This is a genomic window from Bacillus sp. DTU_2020_1000418_1_SI_GHA_SEK_038 (genome assembly GCF_032341175.1).
Classification (GTDB): Bacteria; Bacillota; Bacilli; order Bacillales; family Cytobacillaceae; genus Cytobacillus.
The window spans coordinates 251,835-274,933 of record NZ_CP135435.1 but is presented as its reverse complement, the minus strand read 5'-3'; the positions used below and the strand labels follow the sequence as shown (position 1 = coordinate 274,933).

The window sequence follows — 23,099 nt, the reverse complement described above, 5'->3', positions numbered from 1 at the left end:
AACAAAGGTTTATTTCACCAACGCCCGTTTTTTACGGAACACTGGCTTAACCTCGGCAAATAAAATAGCAAGCATGATTAACACAGCACCGATAATCATACGGCCAGTCAGCACTTCATGTAAAAAAATAACCGATAATACCATTCCGAAAAAGGATTCGGTTGATAGAATGATAGCTGCCTTAGTCGCCGTTGTATATTGATGTGCGATATTTTGAAAAAGATAAGCAATCGTTGTTGAGAATACGGCTAGATACACAATTGAATAGATAGCTTCGTTTTCAAACGTTGTCGGAATATCTCCTTGAATTAACACCGCAGCAACACTTAGTAAAGATGCTGTTATGAACTGGACTATCGTTAGTGATATGGCATCTTCCTTTTGGACAAAAAGATTCGTATAAAAAATATCAAAGGCAAAAGCAACTGCACATGCGAGAGATAATGCATCACCAATATTGATAGTCATCGTACCTTGCAATGACAAGAATCCAATACCCACGATGGCTATACAGGAGCCAATCATTTCATAACGGTCAATTCTGCGCTTATATAAGAGATAAGCAATAATAGGTACAACGACAACATTAACAGCTGTTAAAAAGGCATTTTTGGATGGGGTTGTATACTCCAAACCAACCGTTTGCAAGGCAAAGCCGATAAATAAAAAAGTTCCTAAAAGGGCGCCTTTCCATAGGATAGACTTTGTAAACCCTTTGAATTTATATCCAAATAAGAGCATAAGTATGAGGGTCGCAATAACAAATCTTCCAGCCATAACCTGATAAGCGGTTAAATATTCTAATGCTATGGCTGTGACAACAAAGCCACTTCCCCAAACAATGGCTGTTATAAGCAGCATACCGTCCCCAATATAACGTTTCATCTTTTTTTCTCCTCCTGACTAAAACAATAATATCACGAGAAGAAAAATATGCATTGATTATTTTTTAAACTTTCCAGCTCACTCTATACAGATTACCAATACACCAGTTGAGATAAGGATTTTATTTTATGCATTATGGAGGGCTTTATTTTACCTGAATACTTTACTAGGAACATCAAATACATTCCACAAAAATATAACAAACAGAAGAGAGAATACCCATGCAAGTAATGGACGTGTATAGTGTGTTTTTAGTATCAAAAACATGACAAAATTAAATAGGGTTGACCAATATAAGTTCCATCCATTGTAATAATTTATCAAGTTAAGCTTAAAATCAATGAATTCATTTAGTGTGTAAATGAGAACCCAGCTAATCACATAGAGTAATTGACGCAACTTTTTTTTATTTGGAAAATTATATAGATAAATAATGGCGGTGGCAGGGTATTTTATGAGAATGATGGATAGGGATATATGGGCACTGGTTAACCCGACATTGGCATCCAAACCTTGGGGACTAAATTTCCACATTGGGTAAAGATCCGATAATAAATAGAGATAGACCAAGTCCCACAAGGCAAAAAATAATATGGTGGGGTAATACTTCTTCCAGTATTTCAAATCCCCCCATTTAACCAATGCAAAAATCCACACTAATCCATAAAATGCATTCAACCTTTACACACCCTTGATTGGACTTTCCATTACTTTTCCTAATAATATGGACATTGTTACTGTTTTTATCCTCCCAAAATTTTTTCAAACAGGTAGTTTCCAACCATTGGATATATGCATGATACTTTGGTAATGCACGATACTTGGATTGTTTGCACGATAATTTGGATATATCCACGGAACCGATGCAGGTTCTTATTATCCCCGAATCCAAGGCACCTATAATATTGACTCACCGTTGTATTATAAGGAGAATTATTAATAATAGAGTTTAAAATTGGAGGGAATCATCGTATGAATTTATCAAAAGCCTTCCCTATATTGGAAACGGAGCGGTTAATCCTGAGAGAGGTTGTTCCTGGAGACGCAGCATGTTTATTAACCTATCTATCAGATATAGAGGTCATGAAATACTTTGGAATGGAGCCCTTTCAAAGTGAAGATGACGCAATCGAAGAAATCCAATGGTATAAAGAGATTTTTGAAGAAAACACAGGAATACGCTGGGGAATTACATTAAAGGAAAAAGATGAAGTGATAGGGAGCTGCGGCTTTCTTAACATGTCCATAAAGCATTCGAGAGCTGAAATTGGTGCTGAGCTCTCAAAGGATTATTGGAGAAAAGGGATAATGTCCGAGGCTTTAGCTGCTATTATCGCCTATGGCTTTAGCCATCTTAATTTAATGAGAATCCAGGCTTTGATCGAACCGCCAAATATCCCATCTATTAAATTATTTGAAAGTAGTGGGTTTCAGCGTGAAGGCCTTTTAAGAAAATATGAAAATACTTGTGGTAAATTTGATGATTTGTACATGTATTCGTTGTTAAGAACTGATTAGCATTAGGGATAATCAGTTCTATTCCTCAATCTTCTTAAAAAGCCAAAGTGGAAATAGAGCAATGACTCAATTTCCACTTATTCCGTAGCACGATCATCTTTTATTTCCTGAAGCCCTTTTTTCCAACAGCTTGTTATGAAGTTTTGAAAAAATAAGTAATGCAAGTATAGAACCAAGAAATGTTAACGACATATCCCACAGTGCATCCCAAATATCTCCCTGCATTCCCAAAAATTCTTTGGTTTCATTTCCGCCTCTTTTTATTTTGGTGGATAACCATTCGATAATTTCATATAAGGCCCCTATTGCAAGTGAGAAACTTAATGTAATGGCCACTAACCACGGCCCTCTCGTTAATGGAGTCTTTCTTATTAAAACTTCTCTGATCACAATAGCAAATAAACCCTTTAGGAAGTGTCCGAACCGGTCATAGTGGTTCCGATTTAGATCAAAATGATCCTTTATCCAATTAAAAAGGGGGACCTCTGAGTATGTATAATGACCGCCAATAAACGTCAAAACCGAAAGTATGGAAATAATGATATAAGATAGTGTGGTGAAACGAAACTTATTATAGACTGCAATTACGATGATTAATACCACAAGTGCGGGTAAAACTTCCATTATCCATATCAAATATCCAGCTGGCCGGATAACTGACCATATAAAAACAGCAGTAACAAGCAGCAGCAATACTATATGAATGATTGTACTTTTATCTCTTGCCACTTTTACCCCCCTTACTATTACAAGATCCTTTACCGCCAACTGCTTATGATAGTATTTACTCTTTTTGCCATTAGTATTAATAACTTATCGATATTAATTTCAAATAAAGGCGACAAGTTGCCTGAGTGCAGACCTATTTTACTTAAAAAAATCTAGCCACAGTTGGCTAGATTCCTGAATGATAAAAGAGTTATTTGAGAGGCTGATAAAAAAGCTAAAGCTTGCTAAACAATAATGTGGGAGGTGATCTCCCACAGAATCTATTTCAATCTAATAGACATAACACATCAGTATCACTCACTTAAACAATTATAAAGCCTTTAGCATGCCGCCATCTATGACAAGTGATTGCCCTGTAAGGTATGTGTTAGCCCCTGATGCGAGGAAAACAACGACTTTTGCGAATTCTTCTGGCTCCCCATAGCGGCCCATCGGAATTAAACCTTTGAATTTAGAAACGACTTCATCGACAGGTATGCTCATTCTCTCTGCACTAATCAGATCAAGTTCAGCCACACGATCAGTTGCAATTCGTCCAGGCCCAACCGTATTTAATAGGATATTGAATGGTGCCATTTCGCGTGCCAATGATTTAGTCAATCCAACCATCCCAGATCGGAATGTGTTTGAAAGGATAAGGTTGTCTATCACTTCTTTTGTTGAAGATGAAGAGATATTTATGATTCGCCCAAAACCATTCTCTTTCATATATGGAATCACTTCACGTGTCGTCCTTATGTAGCTAAGAAGATTCTTTTCGAACGCAGCAAACCAGTCCTCGTCTGTAACTGCATCAAATCCTCCCGCAACCGGTCCACCCGTATTATTGATAAGTACATCCACGCCTCCAAGCAAACTTTTACAAGCAGCAACCAAATTGGAGATATCCTCTGCCGAAGACATATCACAAACTTTGAAATAAACCTCACTGTTGCCGGATAGCTGTTTGATCTCTTCGGCAGCTTTCTTTAATGATTCTTCATTCCGACTAGACAATAAAACCTTAGCGCCTTCTTTGGCAAACTCCAGCGCTGTTGCCTTCCCGAGTCCTTTACTCGATGCCGTCACTAAAACCGCCTTATCTTTAAGGAATAAATTCATTCTTATCAACATCCTTTCAATTTATGAGACAGATCCCCAAAGGGAATTTCATGAATTAAACAATAGCACTTTTAATATACCTGCCCTTGTTGGTAATTGTCACGCTATTGGGTGATGCATTATCCTTCATACACCGATGACGGACATTTCGCCTCTCGATTGCACTAAATTTGTCCTTCATAACACCGATAACGGACATTTCGCCTCTCGATTGCACTTAATTTGTCCTTCATAACATCGATGACGGACATTTCGCCTCCCGATTGCACTTGATTTGTCCTTCATAACATCGATGACGGACATCTCGCCTCTCGATTGAACTTAATTTGTCCTTCATAACACCGATGACGGACATTTTGCAGCAGGATTTCACAAGAAGTGTCCGTCATCTCGCCTTTATTACTCATAGTAGGTCCACTGATGAGTCCCTATCTTATTAAAATTTTTTAATAACACCCTTCTAATTGTCTTTTTATCTATTACTCCCCCACACCAATCATAAATAATATTAGTAGTTATTTTTTCCCCAGGAAAAAGAAGCATATATTCCCTCACACTCCGCAAAACAGCAACTGTTACCAGTTCTTCCTGCTCACAATCACCGCACACACAGTAATGTCCATGAACAGAAATCGAAAATGAACTACAGGCTTGGCAAGTAATTCCCTTACTTAATTGCCCGTACTCATAGGCTGGCAACAAAGTATAAGGATTTTCTTCACTATGCAGAGAAATAAGCTGATCAGCCAGCTTCTTGTGTTTACCAGTTAGTTTAGATGGCGTCATATCTAATTTTTTTAAATAGCTCTTTACCTGTGTTGGGAAAATAAACGGCTTGTCGAGAGGAGCATGGTATAGAGTGAACTCTGGATTGATAAAAACTACATTGGCTTCAATAGGGAGGGGAGTACCTATATGCTGGAGCAACTGGCGGAGTAGGGATTCACTTCGGTATATTTGATGAAGGGGATTATTATATTCAGTTCTTGGCACTTTGTATAATCTGTCAGATTCGCAAAAATAATCACCTTCAAAATTTTTCACTTCATAAAAGCAGATTTTTTCTGAAAAAATAATCATAGAATCGATTTGAAACATGGTGTTGTTAAACCTGAATAGCAAGTCATTTAAAATATAACAATCACGTTGAAGTTCTTCAGTCATTGCATCGAACATCAACTCCCCTTCATAACCTTTTTTAAGACTGAAATAGTGTTGGCTGTCTTTTTCAGTCAAAGTCATTCGTGTGTTTAACAATCTGAGAATAATTAATTTATCGGGTTCAGTTCTGGATTTATAAGCCACATTCAAAGCCATCCTTTCTTACTATTTTAGACTCCTATTCTATTTTAATATAAATCTCAGCATAACTGTCCCAATATAATGAATATTTAATAACTTATTTCAAAAAAAATTGTTCACTCATTTTTGGATGGCCTTTTTTCAAGGTCCAAAAGCTGTGTTTTCATTTCCAAACCACCGCGATAGCCGGTTAACGATCCATTCTTTCCTACTACTCGATGACACGGCACGGTTATTAATACCGGATTAGCTCCAATTGCTGTCCCTACAGCGCGAACAGCTGCTGGTTTATTAATATAATTTGCAATATCAGAATAGGATTTTGTCTGTCCATACGGAATCTCACAAAGTGCGTTCCAGACTGCAAGCTGGAATGCTGTCCCGCTGTAATCAAATGGAACAGTAAAGGTTTTCCTTTCACCTTCTAGATACTGGGTGATTTCAACCGCATACGGCTCAAGCATTTTATCGTCCTCAACAAGAGGACTCCCGGGAAAGCGTTTCTTCGCCCATTCGGACAATTCCTTGAATGATACGTTCTGGGAGCCTACATAGCAAAGCCCTTTCGAAGTAGAAGCAAGATAAAAATTCCATTCCCTATTCTTTAACAAGGACCAATAAATAGTTTGTTTATTATTTGATTCCATTTTTAATTTCCCCCCGATAGTGTGCTGGTGTACTGGCTATGTATTACTTTAATAATAATAATAATATATCGCAATAAATCCCCATAATTTTTCAACCCATAAACTGCAAATGCCTTTAATCATAGTGAACTTTTAATTAAACAACCAATTGGTAATTAATTCATATCTGATTTAGTAATGGACACTAATCTTATACCAACCTAAATGGAGGAAAAGTTATGAAAAATAACGAGAAAAACTTTGAAAGTGATATGACATTAACCTACAGGCAAGGTCATCCAATCACTGATAATGTATATACTTTATATTACCATAATTATACATATATTATCTTCCACCAAATCCAAAAAGGAGGATCATCTGTTATTAGAGAGACCCCCAAAGTCATCTACAAGGCGTAAACCTTAAAGGAAAAAAGAGTCCGCCTAAGTTTATCTAAATCGACTTAGGCGGACCTGTAACTAATTCGAATTAAAGTTGATAGTAATCTATATTCATCCTTTGAAAGAATATTAAGTAAATCAACTTAATCTTTATTCTTATACTCTAGTAGCAACAGATAGATTCGATAAAATGTCTTTTAAGTGTTGATCTTCTTCAGGTGATAAATTTAGACGCGGGAAGCGAGCTGGGCCGCCTGCTTGACCTGTAAGCTCCATTGCTCTCTTAACGATTTGCACATATTTTCCTGATCCTTCAAGGAAAGAACAAAGAGGTAAAATACGATCGTTGATTGCCCATGCCTCTTCTAGCTCACCATTCTGGAAATGATTGAACATGTCAGTAACAAGCTTCGGCACGATGTTACCAGCAACTGAAATCCAACCTGTAGCACCAACCAAATACGACTCCATGACAAGCTCTTCTGCACCGCAGAACACTTCAAAATTACCTTTTCCTTTTCTTGCAAGGTCTCTTACTTTGGCAATTTCTCCGCTAGATTCTTTTATGTGCGTAACCTTTTCACAGTCATGTCCAATTCGCAGCATTAACTCTGTGCTCAAATCCACTCCGGATGTGAACGGGTTGTTATAAAGCATGATTGGAATATTGACATTATTAGAGATTTCTTTATAGTGGAAGTAAATTTCATTTTCCTTTGGCTTCATATAGTAAGGGTTAATAATTAATGCACAATCAGCCCCATATGCTTCCGCCTGTTTTGTATATTCAATCGTTTCCTTCGTTGTTTCTGCAGCTGTACCGACAATGACTGGGATTCGCCCGTTTACTTCTTTTATAACCGTTTCGACCATTTGGAATTTTTCCTCTTTTGTTAGGCTGACAAACTCGCCTGTACTTCCGTTGATAACGATTCCTGCGACTCCTTGGCCTAGAAAGTAGTTTACGTTATTTTTTACACCGCCCCAGTCAACTTCCTGAGCCTCTGTCATTGGGGTAATTAAAACTGGGTATGCTCCTCTAATTGTGGTCATGTTCTTTTCCTCTCCTAAAATCAAGTAATATCTAACTATTAACAACTCTGATAAAAGACTGTATTACTTCCCTCTTGGCTTTCACGATTTGCCCAATTTTGAAATTCCAGTCAATAAGTATATTCGTAATTAATTTGATTCTCATAGAATAATAATATTATATTTTTCACTGGAGTAATTTCGGTAACCATAATGCTAGTGCTGGGAAAAGAATAAAGATGATAGCAGCTAATAGCTGTATTAAGATAAATGGTATGGTCGATTTATATATCCTTTCGATTGGAACATCTTTAGGCACAGCACTTTTTAAATAAAATATTGCGAATCCAAACGGTGGTGTCAGAAAAGCCATCTGCAATATAAGCATAAAGACGATTCCCCACCATAATGGATCAAAACCATAACTAGCTATTAATGGAGATATAATTGGAGCAGCAAGCATGATTAAGGCTACTGTTTCTAAAAACATTCCTAAAAAGATAATAAATAAAACTGATAATATTAGGACTCCCCACTTACCACCTGGTGCTGCGTTAGCAATATCAGCTACCATTCGATTTCCACCAATTCCGGAGAAAACTGAACTGAAGCAGGAGGCACCTATCAAAATCCATCCAACCATCGTAGACATTTTGATGGTTTCCTTTAAGGAACTTAATAAACTTTTGATATTGATTCTTTTCGTTAACGAGCAAAGAACTAATGTTCCCATTACTCCAACAGCTCCACCTTCTGTAGGAGTAGCAGCACCTGAAAAAATTGCCCCCAAAACAATAATAATGAGTAACATTGGAAGAAAAACAGCTTTTAATGAGGAAATTTTTTCTTCCCATGTCGCTCTATTTTCTTTAGCTAGTGCAGGTGCAATATCTTTATTTATCAATGTTCTGATGAAGATATAAATAATAAATAATATTGTCAAAAAGATACCCGCACTTAAGCCCCCGGCAAATAGCTGAGAAACGGAAACTCCTGTAATAGCACCATAAACGATCATATTTAAGCTAGGAGGTATAAGCTGCCCTAGTGTTCCTGACGCCATTATTGAGCCTAAGCTAAGATTCTCTTGATACTTATATTTCTTCATCAATGGAAAGGCGATTAATCCTAATCCAATAACCCCTGCTGCTACTACACCTGAAACTGCACCTAATATTGCTCCAACAACAATAGTTGCAATTATTAGCCCTCCCCGTAGCCCTCCAGACCATTTGTAAAAGGTTTCATAAAGATCAGCAATTATATTGGATTTTTCCAAAAGAACTGACATAAAAATGAACAACGGTATGGCAATAAGTGTAAAGTTATTCATGACTCCCCAGGCAGCACTGGCTAATAGACTTGTGCTATCAAACCCCCAAAGAAAAAAGGCAAAAACAATGCCTGTAAAACTTAAAGAAAAAGCGATAGGAACTCCTAGAAAAAGCATGAGAAATAGAGTAACAAACATTAATATTGGTGTAAAATCAAGCATTGTTTTTACGCTCCTTTCCCATGAAGTTATTAATTGAGATGATAAGCTCATTTAAGGCCTGCAATAAAATTAATGCTGCTGACAATGGTATGAACCATTTAAACCACCAAATTGGGGGATTAAATGTACTCTGATGTGTAGAATGTTCGTTTATTAAAGTAGAGTCCCATGCCATGTTATATCCGTGCCATGTTAAAGTTAAACAAACGATAATAATAATTATAGTGGAGAATATTTCCAAAAATTGTTTCCCTTTTAATGAAAGCATCCTAGGAAACACATCAACTGTAACATGCACTTTTAACCTAAGACCTTCTGCTCCAGCTACCATAAAGAATATTCCGTATAAAAATATTGGGACTTCAAATCCCCATACTGGCGCTTTTGCAAAAAAATACCTCATGATAACCGTATAAACTACCACTAATGCGAGAGGAATTATTAAAAAGCTTACAGCCCATGACGACCATGAAGTTATTCTGGTAATTATCTTTTGAAGACTCCTCATAAAAAGATCACCATATTTCTAAAAGATTTTAGAAGATTTATATTGATGGAATAAAAAACTAAACTGCTTACTAATCTACTTAGAATATCCTAATTTTTTCGCTTCTTCGACATATCCAAGATCGTTTAAAACTTCCGCATAGGCCTCAATATATTTCTCAGTTTCTGAACTTTGTTCCTTATATTCAAGTAGTAATTCAAATGCCACTTCTCTCATTTTCTCAATATCTTTTTCTGGTAAATCAATAATTTCTACTCCTTTGTCCAACCATTCTTGTTTGGCCTTAAGGTTTTCTACAGAATAGGACATTGCGGATAAATATCTTGCCTTGTCTCTAGCAGTAAGAACAATAGCTTTCAAATCGTCAGGAAGTTCTGCCCAAGCTTTTGGATTAACAATTAACTCCTTGTCACTACTTGGTCCGACATGAAGCGCTGGATTTATAACGTACTTTGTTACTTCATGTAAACCCATTTCTTTATTTACAAGAAAGTCATTATATTCCGCTGCATCTATTGTCCCTAACTGTAATCCTGTATAAATTTCAGGTGGAGACAGAGAAATGGATGAGGCTCCTAATTTTCCATAAAATAAATTTGCAATACCAGCAGCTCTTATATTTTTTCCCTTAAAATCTTCAATTGATCGTATAGGAACTGAAGATATTAATATTTCCTCCGGTGCCAAGTCGAATGAACCTAAGTTTTTAATTCCATGTTTTTCATAAACTTCACTTAAAAGAGGTTCTAACTTTTCCGAACGATAATAATGTTGACTAAATCCTTTAATTGGATCACCAGGTATAGTTCCACCACCTAGGCCAAATACAGGATCCTTACCCGACCAAAAACCAGTATAAATAGCAGCCATTTCTACAACACCATTTTTAACATTATCAAATGTATCTGTTGTTGGAAAAAGGGTGTCAGCTCCATATGGCTCAATGATCAATCTGCCGCCAGAAGCTTCTTTTACTGCTTCAATAAATGGAACAACTGTCCCTTCATATCTTGAAGTTCCAGGAATTTGATGTGTGACCATTCTCCATTTATATACTTTTCCTGAAACTTGTGAACCATCCTGAGCAGTCGTTTCCGATTTACAGGCCGCTAAAATAGAGATAACCATTATTAACAAAACACTTACCATTAATTGTTTTCTGATTTTTCTGAACATAATTGCCATTTCACTCCCTATTTTTAAATTTAATCAAAGTTCTTATTGATTTCTTTTTGTTTTGACAGAAAGAATATTCCCCTCAGAACTAGTAAATGATCAATAATTGAAGCTACACTTCAATTATTAGTAAAAAAAAGACCCTTTCTTTATACGGCTTTGTTCCTAAAACCAATCAATTATTGAAGTCTTACTTCAATTTTTAAACAAATAATATGAACATGATTTTGCCACTAAACAAGAAATACCCCCTTTTGAAGTGCTACTTCAATTTTTATTGTTTTAAAAAATGCAATAGCACATGGAATTAAGTAGTATTGAATTTATAATGCTAATTTTAATTATAAATTATAGTTGAAATGTGTCAACAAATAATTCAGATTATTCAATAAATTATATTAGGACTCCTTTCTAATTAAATCACTTTATTCATTCTAAGGTAAACCTCATTTATTCCTAGATTCTTCTTAAATAACAGGGGAGGTTATCAATAATAGTTTTACTATCTGTTCCGTATCGTTATACCAAATATGGGGGGTTGTAGATTCGATATGTATGCTGTCCCCAGGACGTAAACTATACTCTTTATTGTCCAATATAACTGAAAGAGTCCCTTCAAGAATATAAATAAACTCCTGACCATTATGTGTGTATGGACTTATATTTTTATCACCTGGATAAAGTGTAGCTAAAATGGGTTCAAAAATAGGGTTTGTAATACCTGATAAATTTGTAAATGTAAAATTCACTTCATCAGAACGATGTTCTTTATGGTCTTCCTTTTTTATGATTCCGGATTTAGGATCGCAATCTGTTTGAAAAAAATCACTAAGATTAACACCCAGTGCTTCAGAAATTTTTCTTATTGATGACAAAGTAGCTGAGCTCTTAGAACGTTCAACCTGTGACAAAAAACTAATAGATAAACCTGTCTTTTCAGAAACCTGTTTTAATGTCATTTTATTGTTTTTTCTAATTGATTTAACTCGATTTCCAAGCTTTTTATTATCCATATTCAGTACCTCTTTTTCAATTAAAATAGAAAAAAAATCATTTTTAAATTTAAAAGATTAATTTTTCAAGTATTAAAACCAGCTGTTTGAAGCCAAATTATGTGTGGCTTTTATAAGTAGATGATAGTTTTGAAACGTTTCTCCTTCAATTAAATTTCAACAATAATATCAAATAATACAATTAAGGGAATAGTTTTGTTCCAATTCTGATAGTAAATCATGTTGTCTGTAAGTCTTTATACTTTTTAATCTCGTAGGTTTTCATAATGAGGATGCACCTTGAATCTATTACCATTACCATAGTCAACCCCAAAATCCGAACTACGACCTTGCTAATTCTCACTCTTCAATTTCAGAATCTTTTTCCTTTGGACATAAGAACACCTGTTTAGACAATTTTATCCAAATGGGTGTAAGGGTGCAACTTTATTGCAAACTGAAATACGATAATTAGCTAGATATTGCTGTAAAAGATTTTTTCAAATGATTATGGACTAACCATCCAAATCCCTCTTGACGAAAAGGGTATAATTGGACCCCAATATCAAGCATTTACAGTTCAGCTCCTGTTTTCACTCGAAATGTCCTTAAGCACACCAATAATAGACACTTTGAACCTTTTCTGAAAAATGACAGATGTAACTTCCTCATGTGACATTACCTGATTTATAATTTGACTAAAGCCGCTACAAAAGAACATAGTCAATTTGGGATTGAGGAGGGAATTTCAATGGTTAAGCTAATGAATACTATTAAACAGGAATTTCAATATGTTACTATTCTCTTACTATTGCTTGTTCTCATCCTTTCCACACTCAGCATCCTCCCTGCAAAAGCAAATGGCTCCGATGGGTTTAGTGACTATGTAGAGATACCCCACTCCTCCATCCAATACCATTTGGAACCGCTTAGTGAACAGGGTCATGCTTCACAGCCAACCACGATACCTACAGATTCTGCTTGGACCCCATATGCTCACCAAAAGAATAGTGGCAATGCCTTAATATGGCTCCGTCTCTCTATATCCGACCTTCAAGATGAACTGCAAATCCAGCATTCACTTGAGAAAAATAGTGAGAGGCTGCAGCTATTCTTCTATCCTAGTCCTTTCTACTATGAGGTATACCAAAACAATCAGCTAATCCATCAATTTGGAGATCTAAGCGATAGGGATCCCCGAAAGGGGGTACCACGTTGGGATAGTTTTAACCTTAATAACTCTTCAGATGATGTATATATTCGCCTTCAGGGGAAAATTCCTTATCACCATACCCTAGGCTCTGAAGCTCAAGTAATAGACTATCTATTAAAGATGGATGCTATAAATATAGTTAGTATCATCGGCTTTTTTGTCACGGGTGTTTTTGCGCTATTCCTATATTTATACAATCGAAAACAACGCCTGCTATTATTTTATGCTTTATTTATCATTGTTCATTTCTCGATATGGCCGTATGTTACCTATTCGCTTTCTAGGCAGCTGTTCTTTCCTATACCAGCTGTCACTCAGTTCTATTTAATAGCAATAGGTCAATTCATCGCTATCTTACTCTTATTGCTGCTTTTCCGTGAAATCATATATCACGTATACAGGAAATCGGTGCTTTGGTCTACTTATCTTTTTACAGCGGTAGGAATCACTGGCATTGCTGCCACAGCTATTCATGCAAAAATTGTCGCCCTTCTATTTCCCGTGCTTAGCATTCTTATTGCGCTCAATGTACTGCTCATTCTAGTCGTTTCAATACTCTCAATAAAAAAGCAAAAAAATCCGGAGTTAATACTCTTTTCCTCTGGACTCATCCTTTTTATTTTTTTAGAAATTGCTCTTAATCTAGCTCTAGCAGCTAATTTGATGGACATAATGAATATGGTCAAAATCGTTCGTCCTTTTGCCATTGTTTTACCAGGCACGCTTATCATCATAAGAAGATACCGGCAAGCAGATACTCATGCAAAGGAGTATGCTGCCAGCTTACAATTATTATCCAAACAGCTAGAAGAGGATAACCGTCTTTTAGAACAACGAGTCTTAGAAAGAACGAGAGAGCTTGAAAAGACTCACAAACAGCTGGTGGAGAGCATTCAAGAGGGTACGGCAGCGGCTGTAGAAATTGCTGCACTTGAAGAGAGAAATCTCATTGCACAAGAAATTCACGATATCGTTGGACACACATTAACGACAACCATCGTACAGATTGAAGCCGGTAAAAGGCTAATCGCTAAACAACCCGAACAGGCCATCGAACGAATGGAAATCTCTCAGCAGCTTATTCGCAAAGGGTTAGATGAAATCCGAACATCGGTCCGCCTGTTGAAAGATGCCGATTGGAATTACGACTTACCTGCAGCCTTACTCCATATAATAGAAGAAACAATAAAATATGCTGGAGTTCAAATTGAAAGCTCGATCTCTAAGCTTCCTCCACTTTCAATCATTCAAAAAAATATGATCTTTATGGCATTGAAAGAAGGCCTAACAAATGGAATTAAGCACGGGGGCTGTCAGGCATTCTTCTTTACTTTGAAACAGGAGGACGATTTGATTCTATTTCAACTAAAAAATAATGGTGAACCCACTCACAAGAAGGATTTCGGCTTTGGATTAACAACGATGCAAAAACGTGTAGAGAGTCAGCAAGGAATCCTTCATATTCACTCCGAAGAAGCATGGAATTATGTGTTGGATATCCGCTTTCCCGTATCCTAATTGTGAAACTAAAAACAGAAGACATCCGCCTCTCCTTAAACTGGAGCTGGCCCGATGTCTTTTTCTATGTATTTGCTTTATCTTCACCTAAGAGGTCGTTTAATAATAAGATCGCCTTGCTTCGATTATTAGTTCCTAGCTTGGAATAAATGACGCTAATATAGTTCCGAACTGTTCCCTCGCTCATAAACAAGCGAGCCGCTATCTCTTTATTCGTGAAGCCCTTAACGATTAAGTTCGCCATTTTCTTCTCACGCTCTGTTAATTCTTCAATCAAATGTTCAGGTTTCCGGTGATGAGCGAAAGGTGTATCGGTTATCTCAGATGCTTTTAAGAGTCGTGAAGCCAATTTTGCCGCAATCGGTGCTGGAAGTATGAATTGCCCTGTCGCAGCACTTCGTATACTGGAAATCAAAGTATCCGCATGGAGGTCCTTCAGCAGGTAACCACAAGCACCATGGGCTAGTCCTTCCACAATGTAGTTATCCTCCGCAAAGGTAGATAGAATCAATACCTTTGTGTTAGGAAACTGCTCTTTCATGTGGCGAGTACTCTCAATCCCATTCATGACTGGCATCTCGACATCCATTAAGACCACATCGGGATCATGCTTAAGCACAATCTCCAGAGCCTTCTGGCCATTATCAGCCACCCCTACTACCTCCATATCATCTTCTAAATTAAGAATAGTTTGCAGGCCCTCCCGAAATAATGTTTGATCATCGGCAATCACAATTCGCAGCTTCTTAATAACGCTCACCTCTCATCCGAACCTGACAGTAATTTCCTTTAACCATATTTTATCATAATCCATATACAGTAATGGCTAATAATAACATCTTATGAAAAGCGGTTCATTCAATGACAATTATATGACACTTGTAACTTATGTTAATGACAGATATTCAGCTATGATAAATGAGGAAAAGCACTCGAAATGCTTAAGCCTAGGAGGAATACAATATGAAATGGCTAGTACTTATTCATGTTTTATCCGCTATCATCGGAGTGGGACCCACTTATTTTGGGCATATCTTCCTTAGAAAGAAGCAATCCATTGGTGAGCTCAAGCAGTCTCTTATGCTATCAAAAAAGCTTGAATATTTCCCTAAGATTGGCGGAACGATTGCCGTGCTAACTGGAATTGCCCTTGTCGTTTTATCGAGTCTGTCCTTTACTGAATTATGGATTTTGGCCTCCATCCTCTTGTATATAGGAGTCCAAATTGTTGTTGTTGGATTCATAGCTCCTGTCACAAAACAACTATCTGCCTGGCTGCAAGATCCTACATTACCCGATCATGAACCTCTTCCTGAGCCTCAGTCTGCTTATCTTGGGAAAGCAAATCGTTTATACTATGTCGCCTCAGGACTGGGCACGCTGCTATTTATTTTGATGATATTAAAGCCCGTTTTTTAAATTATTCTTTAAAAGTTTAGCATAGGAAGAATAATAATCTTATTTTTCCCCTGCCCTCATTGTATAAAACCGCTAAAGAATGCTTATCAAACTAGACAATTCCCTATGCTAGCCCTAGCGTAGTTATCGAACTAAAATCGTATGGCCTATATTATAGAGCAGTTACAGCTGTCTAATTGAATTTAAGGAGTGAATAGGGGGAAAAGCATGAAAGGCGAATTAGATAAAGAGTGGAAGGCACTAATTCTTGAAGCTAAGAAGATCGGTATTACAATAGAAGAGGTTCGTCATTATCTACAACAAATAAAAAAGACTACGAAAACAGGAAAGTAGGAATTTTCTTTAATGCTGTGAAGGAAATTCTCTTTTTTTTTGCCCATGATCTGCAAAAAAATCTAGCCATGGTCTTTATTCGTTGCAATTGGTTCCCGCTCCAGCAGAATTTTACACAAGAGGGGAACCAAATGCTCTGTTAAGATCTAATGATTTGTGAGTAATAGGTGAGAACAACAGAATTATGCGCTTTTCAATTCAGACCTTTTGGAAGTAGCAGGTCTAGTCAAAGAAAATACTGCACACAGTAAAGCAATGATAACAATAACGCTTCCAACCCAAGCCATACTGGAGATCGAACCAGTTTGTTCTAAAGCAATGCCACCTATAGCAGAACCAAGTGAAATTCCCACTTGTATGGCTGAATTATTAAAGCTTTGTTGAATATCAGATGTATTAGGATCGACTCCAATCAAATAACTTTGTTGCGGTGGTGCAAGGCTCCAGCTCAATGCAGCCCAAATCATCATCATTGGTATGAATACTACAAGGGAAAAAGTCGTAAATGGAAGCAAAAATAGGATCACAGCAAATGAACTGATGAAAATGATAATGCTTTTCTCAGCGCCAATCCGATCAGAAAGTGTTCCACCCAATGCTCCCCCACTTACTGCCGCTAGTCCAAAAATAAAATAGCATACACTGATCCAATTTGAGTTGAGATGGAGATTCGTTTCCAAAAATGGTGTGAAATAAGCATACAGTGTATAGTGTCCTGCCAGCATAAATAAAGTAGCAAGATGGGCACTTCCTATCTTTGGGCTGCCAACCGCTTTTATTTGTTCTGATAGGGGAATTGTCTTTTCACCACCAGGTATCTGCTCTAAAAACAGGGAAATGAGTATAATCGATCCGATGGATAAGATCGCTATACCTAGAAATATGATTCGCCATCCAAATGTGTTGGAAATTAAAATACCCAAAGGGACACCTAAAACAAGGGATGAGCTGATTCCCATATAAATAAGCCCCAACGCCTTTGCCTGATGGGATGGTTTGACAACTTTCGCAGCAATGGTCAATGAAAGTACGACAACTAATGCTGTACTCATAGCGGTCAATACTCTGGAAATCATCATTAAGGTGAAGTTTGGACTGAAATACGTGATGACATTGCCAATAAAAAAAATAAATAATGAAATAAGATATAATTTTTTTCGTTCAACTTTCCTGGTTAAAACAAGTAAAACAGGGCCTGCAATTGCATATATAAGTGCAAACACTGTTATCAACTGTCCTGCAGTACTAAGTGAAATATTAAAATCATCCGCGATGGCAGGTAAGATGCCGCCCACAATTAATTCAACTAATCCAACGGCAACTGTCGAGAGTGCCAATATAAAAACTTTCAAATTCATTATGAAATCACTATTCCTTTCTAATTCTTTTATAAAAGTGTTAAACTATCATCTAAAAGTGCTTTTTTTTCAGAAAAAAAAAAATCCTGACTACAAAAATGATCAATTCATTTTTGTAGTCAGGATTTTTCGGTTCCTGGTAGAGACCCTCAAGCCATATTCTAGAGGTTATACATCGTTATTGGTTATATTGTGATGAATCTGATAGTAAATTTTACTCCTTTTTATTGCATTTTTCAAATGTAAAATTCCCCATCGGGATTTTTTTACTAATACGACTGTATTAATTATATATATTTAACTTGATCTGTAAATAAAATAACACCCTTAAAGTGGGTGCTATTTTATTGAATATCCTTATTGGTTTGCTTTTTTAACCCATTCTGCAACTGTAACAGTACGTTTTGCTTGATGCTTTACAGCCCCTTGAACGTCTTCAATCATTTTACCATCTTGACTGACAGTTACACTTGTTCCATATGGATTTCCGCCTGCACCAAAGATCACTGGATCTGTGTAACCAGGAGTGGCAATAATCGCACCCCAGTGCATCATAGAAGTATATAATGATAACAGTGTAGCTTCCTGACCACCGTGTGGATTCTGTGCAGAGGTCATCGCACTTACTACTTTATTCACTGTTTTACCAGTAGCCCATAGTCCGCCTTGAGTATCAAGGAATTGCTTCATTTGTGATGGCATGTTGCCAAAACGAGTTGGAACACTGAAGATGATTGCGTCCGCCCATTCAATGTCAGCCGATGTAGCTACTGGAACGTCTTTTGTTGCATCGACAGTTGCTTTCCAAGCTTCATTTCCCGCAATAACAGATTCTGGAGCTAATTCTTGAACCTTTAATACTTTCACTTCAGCACCAGCTTCTTTAGCTCCTTCTTCAGCCCATTTTGCTAATTGATAGTTTGTTCCACCCATGCTATAAAAAACTACTGCTAATTTAACGTTTGACATACTTTTCGTCTCCTTTGATCTTCCAAATAATTTATCTAAAAAGCCCATCTATGATACCTTCCTTCTAACTTATTTTAATAATCCTTATAAGAACCACCCCCATTGAAAATGAGTGATTTTCAATGCTCTGCTTTCCATTATTCCCTGTTTTCAGGATTTTATTATATATTAAACTCATAATTCTCAGTTTAAATATAATGGGATGATTTATTGAATTTCTATGCTTCCTTGCTTCTAAATAGCAATTGACCAAGTGAAAACCACTTACTTCCATTCAATACCATGTGAATTGCAATGATTAAAAGTACAAGATCGTAAACATATCCATTTAGGAATCCTGCTGGCAATTTCACAGTAACTATTGCGCCAATCATGATCATACCAAATAGCATTGAAACGATCCTTGTTCCTAAGCCTAGAATAATTGCAATACCACCCGCTAATTCAATAATACTTACTGGATAAGCAAGGGATCCTGGAATTCCTATACTTTCAAACCAGCCTGCTGTATTCCCTATACCGCCTTGGAACTTAGCAGCTCCATTTGCTAAAAAGACAAGTCCTAACACAATTCGAAGTAAAAAAGTTCCAATTTCATTTTTGTTTTTCATAAGATGTCTCCTCCGAAATTTAATTCCTAGTTCGTATATTATCATTTAATATATTTTGACTTCAAGATATATGCTCACTTTTGTAAAATGGTATTTTCATACTTTCCAGATGGAATTATGATTTTATCTAGATGAAAACTGTTTTCATATTGACAATGAACGGAGGAAACGCAATACCGTATAGTTCCTCCGTATTCCAGCCAAGCATGTTTTGAAAGGCTGGATTTGCGTCAATTACTGAGCCATCATAATCAAGGGCAAAAATAGCATCTGTTGAATTACTCCAAATGAGATCCAATATATTTTCAGTAGCTAAAGGTTGATATACCGAGTTCATCATGACCACCTAATGCATTGGTTAATATTCAAAAAATATCAATTAGCCTTCCTATTTCGTCAGACCATTAACCGATATTATAAAGTCAGATACCACTTGCCAGCTGCTTTAACTTCCTCAGCTGTCAATTGATGACCTCTATTTTCCCAATGAAGTTCAACTTTTGCATTCGCCTTTTCTAATAGTGATTGCAGTTCTTGAGATTCTGCTGGTGAACAAATAGGATCGTTTGTCCCAGCTGCAATAAACACAGATTTTCCGGATAAATCAGGAAGCTCTACCCCTCTTCTAGGCACCATAGGGTGATGAAGAATAGCAGCCTTCAGCGAATGTTGATAGTGAAATAATAAACTTGCAGCAATATTCGCTCCATTTGAGTAACCAATTGCAATAATATTATCTCGGTCAAAGCCATATTTTTCTGCCGCTTCATCAAGAAACTCATTTAATTCTTTTGTTCGGAAAATAAGATCTTCTTCATCAAAAACCCCTTCAGCTAATCTTCTGAAAAATCGAGGCATTCCATTTTCCAAAACATTCCCTCTCACACTTAATACAGAAGCTTCATCATCAATCATTCCGGCGATAGGCAATAAATCTAATTCATTTCCTCCCGTTCCATGAAGCATTAATAAAGTCGGTTTATTGGAATCTTTTCCTTTGTTAAAAATATGTTTCATTAGTAATCCTCCTACTATTTAGGTCTTTCTATTTCAAAAACTTCTCCGATTTTCGCATAATAATTACCTGCCAATCGACTAACAGCTGCCAATCCCTCAAAATCGATTCTTCCATTTTCATATATATCATTTTCTATATGAAACTGAACCACTTTTCCGATGATAAAATCACAGCTGGGTACTTCTTGGTTTCCCAATTCTAAGGATTGTTCCAGTATACATTCCATTCGAATTTTTGCCTGTTTAACACCTGGAACAGAGATTTTCATGCTTTCGATTGGTGTAAGTTCTGCTAACTCTACTTCACTCTCCTGAGGAGGCAGACTGGCAGCCGTTTTATTTACCTTTTCTACATTCTGTTCATCAACAATATGAACGACAAATTCCTTTTTCTCAAGAATGTTTTTGGCAGTATCCTTCTGTCTCCCTGCGGAACGTTGTATCGATAAAGAAATCATTGGGGGATTCGAAGATACAATATTAAAATAACTAAAAGGAGCCCCATTTAAAACGCCATCTTCGGACAAAGTTGTAACAAATGCTATCGGCCTTGGAATAATGCTTCCAATTAGAAGTTTATAATTATCCCGTTCCGTATTTGTATGAGGATCAATGGAAAGCATAGGAATCATTCCTTTGCAAAATTAATTTAATTCTCTCACCTTAATTGGTATTAAACTGAGTTCAAGCTTAGCTCTATATTGTTCATACTGTGCAGGCAGCATTAACTGCTCTCCCATCGTTTCTTGAGATTCATCATGAGCGAACCCCGGAGGATCTGTGGCAATTTCAAATAAGATTTCTCCGTATTCTCTAAAGTAAATGGCATTAAAATAATTTCTATCCTGAACAGGTGTTACACCATAGCCATTTGCTGCCACGTATTTCTGCCATTCCAATTGATCTTGATCGTCAATCGCTCTCCATGCGATGTGATGCACGGTTCCAACACCCATTTGCCCTCTTCCAGACGGAGTTGCTTTCAGGTCAATAATATTTCCAATATCAGCTAGAGAACGGAAGCGGATAAAGTCTCCTTCTTTCCCAATAAGCTCAAGCCCCATTACTTTTTCTAACAGTTCTGCTGTTTTGTCTGGCTGAGCGGATAATAATGTTGCACCGCCGAAGCCTTTGATCGCTACTTCTGGAGTTACCCCTCCAAAGGTCCAAGTATTGACTTCTCCTTCTTCCCGCTCCACAATTTCCAAGTGTAACCCATGCGGATCATCGAACGCCAGATACTGTTCACCGAACCGCTCTGCCTTAGTAAAAGAAATATTAAACTTCCCTAATCTCTCTTCCCAGAAGCTCATGGCCCCTTTAGGAACAACATAAGAAGTTACGCCTACCTGACCATCGCCAATCCTTCCTTGATACGCATTAGCCCATGGAAAAAAAGTAATAATTGTTCCTGGCTTCCCGCCTTCATCGCCAAAATATAGATGGTACGTGCCTGGATCATCAAAATTAACCGTTTGTTTCACTAAACGCAGGCCCAAAACTCCAGCATAGAAATCTATATTCTCTTGGGGATGACCTACGATTGCCGTAATATGATGAATACCCATTGTTTTTTTATCCATTCTATTTCACTCCTATTTATCAAACTAGATATAAGTTACAAATTCACTAACTGGCTTACGATACCCTCGTGGTTTTCGGCTTTCTACTTTCTCTTTCCCAAGTGAAATCATTAACACTGCTTCGTATTGGTCACCTATATTTAATAGATTCTTGACCGCTTCAGGATTAAATCCTATCATCGGACAAGTATCCCATCCTTTCTCCTTGGCAGCCATCATAAAGAGCATAGCTGATAAAGAAGCATTTCTAATCGCTTCATCCTTTTGGAATTCCTTACCCCTTGTTTCATAGGTAGAAACCGTATCATTGACCATATGATCATATTCTTGCTTATTTACTATGCCTAACATTTTTAATCCTGCATAAATTTCAGGTGCCTGCTGATATGCCTGTTTATCACCAAGAACAAGAATAACCGCAGATGCACTCGATACTTTATATTGCCCATTTGCAGCCTTTCTTAAATTCTCCTTCATTGCTTGGTCTATGACAGTTACATATTTTGTATGTTGTAGATTAAAAGCCGATGGTGCAAGTTTGACTAACTCAAATATTTCATTTAATTCTTCTTTTTTTATTAATTGATCAGGAAGAAAATTATTTGCAGATCTCCGTTCTTTTACTAGCTGTATAAAATCTGCCATTCATGCACATCTCCTTCAATTGAAGTATCTCAATTTCGAAGTATATTTTTAAAAAAATTTAGCTTATACCCTATCTCTTACCTTTTTCAATAGGTGCACCAATGTCTCTGCCTCATCAGAATTTAGTGAATCAAACAGACCATCAACTAACTCATGATATTTCGGCATGATTTCCTTCATCAATACATTTCCATCATCAGTTAACATCACATGTATCGCTCGGCGGTCATCTGGACAGGCGGATCGATTCAATAAACCTTTTTGCTCTAACTTGTCTAAACAATAGGTCATCGAGCTACTTGAGATTAAAATGCGCTTTCCAATTTGTTGAATGGTTTGTTTCCCTTTTTGGTAAAGCACCTCTAAAACGGAAAATTCCGTTATACTTAATTTGTTTTTTGTCATTTCTTCTTTTATTCGCTCATGAATTTCTTTAGATGTTTGCATTAATATCAGAAAGGGTAAATTCGTGCATTTTCTCTCCATATTATTTCACCCCCTAATAATCTTGAATTAAATTATCTTTAATTCGAGATAATAATAATACTTATTTTTACTTTTGTCAATAACCCTTTTAACTTTTAGTTGTTTCAATGAATGCTATTTATGAAAACTCTCAAAGTTATATTTTACTCATACTATTTATCTGCCTTTTTTCCAAATTT

At 36.7% G+C, this 23,099-nt stretch carries 26 protein-coding genes and 1 riboswitch; of the genes, 5 read left to right on the top strand and 21 right to left on the bottom strand.

From position 1 onward, the window contains the following. Positions 1 to 9 precede the first annotated feature (9 nt). Both RRV45_RS01515 and RRV45_RS01510 read right to left on the bottom strand, forming a co-directional pair. Positions 10 to 885, bottom strand: coding sequence for a DMT family transporter (locus tag RRV45_RS01515; RefSeq protein ID WP_315667003.1), 876 nt, complete (start codon positions 883 to 885; stop codon positions 10 to 12). Between the two features lie 150 nt (positions 886 to 1,035). Beyond that, on the bottom strand, positions 1,036 to 1,542 hold the full coding sequence (locus RRV45_RS01510) for a CBO0543 family protein (protein ID WP_315668904.1): 507 nt from the start codon (positions 1,540 to 1,542) through the stop codon (positions 1,036 to 1,038). Between the two features lie 315 nt (positions 1,543 to 1,857). On the opposite strand from RRV45_RS01510, the gene RRV45_RS01505 reads away from it, so the two are divergent. Then, positions 1,858 to 2,403: a GNAT family N-acetyltransferase gene (locus RRV45_RS01505; protein WP_315667002.1), complete on the top strand. Its 546-nt coding sequence runs from the start codon at positions 1,858 to 1,860 to the stop codon at positions 2,401 to 2,403. A 93-nt stretch (positions 2,404 to 2,496) separates the two neighbouring features. Here the strand turns inward: RRV45_RS01505 and RRV45_RS01500 are convergent, their stop codons facing one another. The 4 genes from RRV45_RS01500 to adaB all read right to left on the bottom strand — a co-directional run bounded on the left by RRV45_RS01500 (position 2,497) and on the right by adaB (position 6,182). Further along, a complete protein-coding gene (locus tag RRV45_RS01500) occupies positions 2,497 to 3,132 on the bottom strand; it encodes a DUF2238 domain-containing protein (protein WP_315667001.1) in 636 nt (211 codons plus the stop codon). A gap of 309 nt (positions 3,133 to 3,441) precedes the next feature. Beyond that, complete coding sequence (locus RRV45_RS01495) at positions 3,442 to 4,233, bottom strand: SDR family oxidoreductase (protein ID WP_315667000.1); 792 nt, start codon at positions 4,231 to 4,233, stop codon at positions 3,442 to 3,444. 399 nt (positions 4,234 to 4,632) lie between these two features. Continuing rightward, positions 4,633 to 5,538, bottom strand: coding sequence for a nuclease-related domain-containing protein (locus RRV45_RS01490; RefSeq protein ID WP_315666999.1), 906 nt, complete (start codon positions 5,536 to 5,538; stop codon positions 4,633 to 4,635). 113 nt (positions 5,539 to 5,651) lie between these two features. Beyond that, complete coding sequence (gene adaB, locus RRV45_RS01485) at positions 5,652 to 6,182, bottom strand: methylated-DNA--[protein]-cysteine S-methyltransferase (RefSeq protein WP_315666998.1); 531 nt, start codon at positions 6,180 to 6,182, stop codon at positions 5,652 to 5,654. A 218-nt stretch (positions 6,183 to 6,400) separates the two neighbouring features. On the opposite strand from adaB, the gene RRV45_RS01480 reads away from it, so the two are divergent. Next, positions 6,401 to 6,583, top strand: coding sequence for a hypothetical protein (locus RRV45_RS01480; protein WP_315666997.1), 183 nt, complete (start codon positions 6,401 to 6,403; stop codon positions 6,581 to 6,583). Positions 6,584 to 6,721: 138 nt separating this feature from the next. On the opposite strand, the gene dapA is transcribed toward RRV45_RS01480, so the two are convergent. The 5 genes from dapA to RRV45_RS01455 form a co-directional block, all read right to left on the bottom strand. Beyond that, entirely contained in the window at positions 6,722 to 7,618 is an 897-nt protein-coding gene (gene dapA / locus RRV45_RS01475; protein WP_315666996.1) for a 4-hydroxy-tetrahydrodipicolinate synthase, read from the bottom strand. Positions 7,619 to 7,784: 166 nt separating this feature from the next. Beyond that, positions 7,785 to 9,092 (bottom strand): TRAP transporter large permease, encoded by a 1,308-nt coding sequence (locus tag RRV45_RS01470; RefSeq protein ID WP_315666994.1) that lies wholly within the window; start codon positions 9,090 to 9,092, stop codon positions 7,785 to 7,787. After that, positions 9,085 to 9,600, bottom strand: coding sequence for a TRAP transporter small permease subunit (locus RRV45_RS01465; protein ID WP_315666992.1), 516 nt, complete (start codon positions 9,598 to 9,600; stop codon positions 9,085 to 9,087). Before RRV45_RS01465 ends, RRV45_RS01470 begins: the two co-directional genes overlap by 8 nt. A gap of 75 nt (positions 9,601 to 9,675) precedes the next feature. Continuing rightward, on the bottom strand, positions 9,676 to 10,776 hold the full coding sequence (locus tag RRV45_RS01460; RefSeq protein ID WP_315666991.1) for a TRAP transporter substrate-binding protein: 1,101 nt from the start codon (positions 10,774 to 10,776) through the stop codon (positions 9,676 to 9,678). Positions 10,777 to 11,243: 467 nt separating this feature from the next. Beyond that, a complete protein-coding gene (locus RRV45_RS01455) occupies positions 11,244 to 11,789 on the bottom strand; it encodes a helix-turn-helix domain-containing protein (RefSeq protein WP_315666990.1) in 546 nt (181 codons plus the stop codon). Between the two features lie 730 nt (positions 11,790 to 12,519). On the opposite strand from RRV45_RS01455, the gene RRV45_RS01450 reads away from it, so the two are divergent. Next, the gene (locus tag RRV45_RS01450) at positions 12,520 to 14,499 is read left to right on the top strand and encodes a sensor histidine kinase (RefSeq protein ID WP_315666989.1); all 1,980 of its coding nucleotides are present in this window, start codon (positions 12,520 to 12,522) and stop codon (positions 14,497 to 14,499) included. A 64-nt stretch (positions 14,500 to 14,563) separates the two neighbouring features. Here the strand turns inward: RRV45_RS01450 and RRV45_RS01445 are convergent, their stop codons facing one another. Further along, on the bottom strand, positions 14,564 to 15,259 hold the full coding sequence (locus tag RRV45_RS01445) for a response regulator transcription factor (RefSeq protein ID WP_315666988.1): 696 nt from the start codon (positions 15,257 to 15,259) through the stop codon (positions 14,564 to 14,566). Positions 15,260 to 15,462: 203 nt separating this feature from the next. Here RRV45_RS01445 and RRV45_RS01440 point away from each other — a divergent pair, with 203 nt between their 5' ends. After that, positions 15,463 to 15,918, top strand: a complete 456-nt coding sequence (locus RRV45_RS01440; protein ID WP_315666987.1) for a DUF2269 family protein — start codon at positions 15,463 to 15,465, stop codon at positions 15,916 to 15,918. 207 nt (positions 15,919 to 16,125) lie between these two features. Further along, positions 16,126 to 16,251: an anti-repressor SinI family protein gene (locus RRV45_RS01435; RefSeq protein ID WP_315666986.1), complete on the top strand. Its 126-nt coding sequence runs from the start codon at positions 16,126 to 16,128 to the stop codon at positions 16,249 to 16,251. A gap of 182 nt (positions 16,252 to 16,433) precedes the next feature. Here the strand turns inward: RRV45_RS01435 and RRV45_RS01430 are convergent, their stop codons facing one another. The 9 genes from RRV45_RS01430 to RRV45_RS01390 all read right to left on the bottom strand — a co-directional run bounded on the left by RRV45_RS01430 (position 16,434) and on the right by RRV45_RS01390 (position 22,920). Beyond that, positions 16,434 to 17,609: an MFS transporter gene (locus RRV45_RS01430; protein WP_315666985.1), complete on the bottom strand. Its 1,176-nt coding sequence runs from the start codon at positions 17,607 to 17,609 to the stop codon at positions 16,434 to 16,436. A gap of 96 nt (positions 17,610 to 17,705) precedes the next feature. Further along, positions 17,706 to 17,805: riboswitch (purine riboswitch) on the bottom strand. 161 nt (positions 17,806 to 17,966) lie between these two features. Beyond that, complete coding sequence (gene wrbA, locus RRV45_RS01425) at positions 17,967 to 18,578, bottom strand: NAD(P)H:quinone oxidoreductase (RefSeq protein WP_315666984.1); 612 nt, start codon at positions 18,576 to 18,578, stop codon at positions 17,967 to 17,969. A 218-nt stretch (positions 18,579 to 18,796) separates the two neighbouring features. Continuing rightward, positions 18,797 to 19,189 carry a DoxX family protein gene (locus RRV45_RS01420; protein WP_315666983.1) on the bottom strand — a complete coding sequence of 131 codons (393 nt, stop codon included), beginning with the start codon at positions 19,187 to 19,189 and terminating at the stop codon, positions 18,797 to 18,799. Positions 19,190 to 19,316: 127 nt separating this feature from the next. Next, positions 19,317 to 19,529: a PAS domain-containing protein gene (locus RRV45_RS01415; protein WP_315666982.1), complete on the bottom strand. Its 213-nt coding sequence runs from the start codon at positions 19,527 to 19,529 to the stop codon at positions 19,317 to 19,319. Between the two features lie 74 nt (positions 19,530 to 19,603). Further along, positions 19,604 to 20,206, bottom strand: coding sequence for an alpha/beta hydrolase (locus tag RRV45_RS01410; protein WP_315666981.1), 603 nt, complete (start codon positions 20,204 to 20,206; stop codon positions 19,604 to 19,606). A 14-nt stretch (positions 20,207 to 20,220) separates the two neighbouring features. Further along, entirely contained in the window at positions 20,221 to 20,829 is a 609-nt protein-coding gene (locus tag RRV45_RS01405) for a flavin reductase family protein (RefSeq protein WP_315666980.1), read from the bottom strand. A 21-nt stretch (positions 20,830 to 20,850) separates the two neighbouring features. Beyond that, positions 20,851 to 21,789 carry a ring-cleaving dioxygenase gene (locus RRV45_RS01400; RefSeq protein ID WP_315666979.1) on the bottom strand — a complete coding sequence of 313 codons (939 nt, stop codon included), beginning with the start codon at positions 21,787 to 21,789 and terminating at the stop codon, positions 20,851 to 20,853. A 24-nt stretch (positions 21,790 to 21,813) separates the two neighbouring features. Continuing rightward, positions 21,814 to 22,434, bottom strand: a complete 621-nt coding sequence (locus tag RRV45_RS01395) for a nitroreductase family protein (protein WP_315666978.1) — start codon at positions 22,432 to 22,434, stop codon at positions 21,814 to 21,816. Positions 22,435 to 22,497: 63 nt separating this feature from the next. After that, complete coding sequence (locus tag RRV45_RS01390) at positions 22,498 to 22,920, bottom strand: MarR family winged helix-turn-helix transcriptional regulator (protein WP_315666977.1); 423 nt, start codon at positions 22,918 to 22,920, stop codon at positions 22,498 to 22,500. Between the last annotated feature and the right edge of the window lie 179 nt (positions 22,921 to 23,099).

What these genes read in the sequence shown, in the direction of transcription:
- RRV45_RS01515 (WP_315667003.1), bottom strand. Translation starts at nt 885, where the DNA reads ATGAAACGTTATATTGGGGACGGTATGCTGCTTATAACAGCCATTGTT.
- RRV45_RS01505 (WP_315667002.1), top strand. Translation starts at nt 1,858, where the DNA reads ATGAATTTATCAAAAGCCTTCCCTATATTGGAAACGGAGCGGTTAATC.
- RRV45_RS01495 (WP_315667000.1), bottom strand. Translation starts at nt 4,233, where the DNA reads ATGAATTTATTCCTTAAAGATAAGGCGGTTTTAGTGACGGCATCGAGT.
- adaB (WP_315666998.1), bottom strand. Translation starts at nt 6,182, where the DNA reads ATGGAATCAAATAATAAACAAACTATTTATTGGTCCTTGTTAAAGAAT.
- RRV45_RS01480 (WP_315666997.1), top strand. Translation starts at nt 6,401, where the DNA reads ATGAAAAATAACGAGAAAAACTTTGAAAGTGATATGACATTAACCTAC.
- dapA (WP_315666996.1), bottom strand. Translation starts at nt 7,618, where the DNA reads ATGACCACAATTAGAGGAGCATACCCAGTTTTAATTACCCCAATGACA.
- RRV45_RS01470 (WP_315666994.1), bottom strand. Translation starts at nt 9,092, where the DNA reads ATGCTTGATTTTACACCAATATTAATGTTTGTTACTCTATTTCTCATG.
- RRV45_RS01465 (WP_315666992.1), bottom strand. Translation starts at nt 9,600, where the DNA reads ATGAGGAGTCTTCAAAAGATAATTACCAGAATAACTTCATGGTCGTCA.
- RRV45_RS01460 (WP_315666991.1), bottom strand. Translation starts at nt 10,776, where the DNA reads ATGTTCAGAAAAATCAGAAAACAATTAATGGTAAGTGTTTTGTTAATA.
- RRV45_RS01455 (WP_315666990.1), bottom strand. Translation starts at nt 11,789, where the DNA reads ATGGATAATAAAAAGCTTGGAAATCGAGTTAAATCAATTAGAAAAAAC.
- RRV45_RS01450 (WP_315666989.1), top strand. Translation starts at nt 12,520, where the DNA reads ATGGTTAAGCTAATGAATACTATTAAACAGGAATTTCAATATGTTACT.
- RRV45_RS01440 (WP_315666987.1), top strand. Translation starts at nt 15,463, where the DNA reads ATGAAATGGCTAGTACTTATTCATGTTTTATCCGCTATCATCGGAGTG.
- RRV45_RS01435 (WP_315666986.1), top strand. Translation starts at nt 16,126, where the DNA reads ATGAAAGGCGAATTAGATAAAGAGTGGAAGGCACTAATTCTTGAAGCT.
- RRV45_RS01430 (WP_315666985.1), bottom strand. Translation starts at nt 17,609, where the DNA reads ATGAATTTGAAAGTTTTTATATTGGCACTCTCGACAGTTGCCGTTGGA.
- wrbA (WP_315666984.1), bottom strand. Translation starts at nt 18,578, where the DNA reads ATGTCAAACGTTAAATTAGCAGTAGTTTTTTATAGCATGGGTGGAACA.
- RRV45_RS01420 (WP_315666983.1), bottom strand. Translation starts at nt 19,189, where the DNA reads ATGAAAAACAAAAATGAAATTGGAACTTTTTTACTTCGAATTGTGTTA.
- RRV45_RS01415 (WP_315666982.1), bottom strand. Translation starts at nt 19,529, where the DNA reads ATGATGAACTCGGTATATCAACCTTTAGCTACTGAAAATATATTGGAT.
- RRV45_RS01410 (WP_315666981.1), bottom strand. Translation starts at nt 20,206, where the DNA reads ATGAAACATATTTTTAACAAAGGAAAAGATTCCAATAAACCGACTTTA.
- RRV45_RS01405 (WP_315666980.1), bottom strand. Translation starts at nt 20,829, where the DNA reads ATGCTTTCCATTGATCCTCATACAAATACGGAACGGGATAATTATAAA.
- RRV45_RS01400 (WP_315666979.1), bottom strand. Translation starts at nt 21,789, where the DNA reads ATGGATAAAAAAACAATGGGTATTCATCATATTACGGCAATCGTAGGT.
- RRV45_RS01395 (WP_315666978.1), bottom strand. Translation starts at nt 22,434, where the DNA reads ATGGCAGATTTTATACAGCTAGTAAAAGAACGGAGATCTGCAAATAAT.
- RRV45_RS01390 (WP_315666977.1), bottom strand. Translation starts at nt 22,920, where the DNA reads ATGGAGAGAAAATGCACGAATTTACCCTTTCTGATATTAATGCAAACA.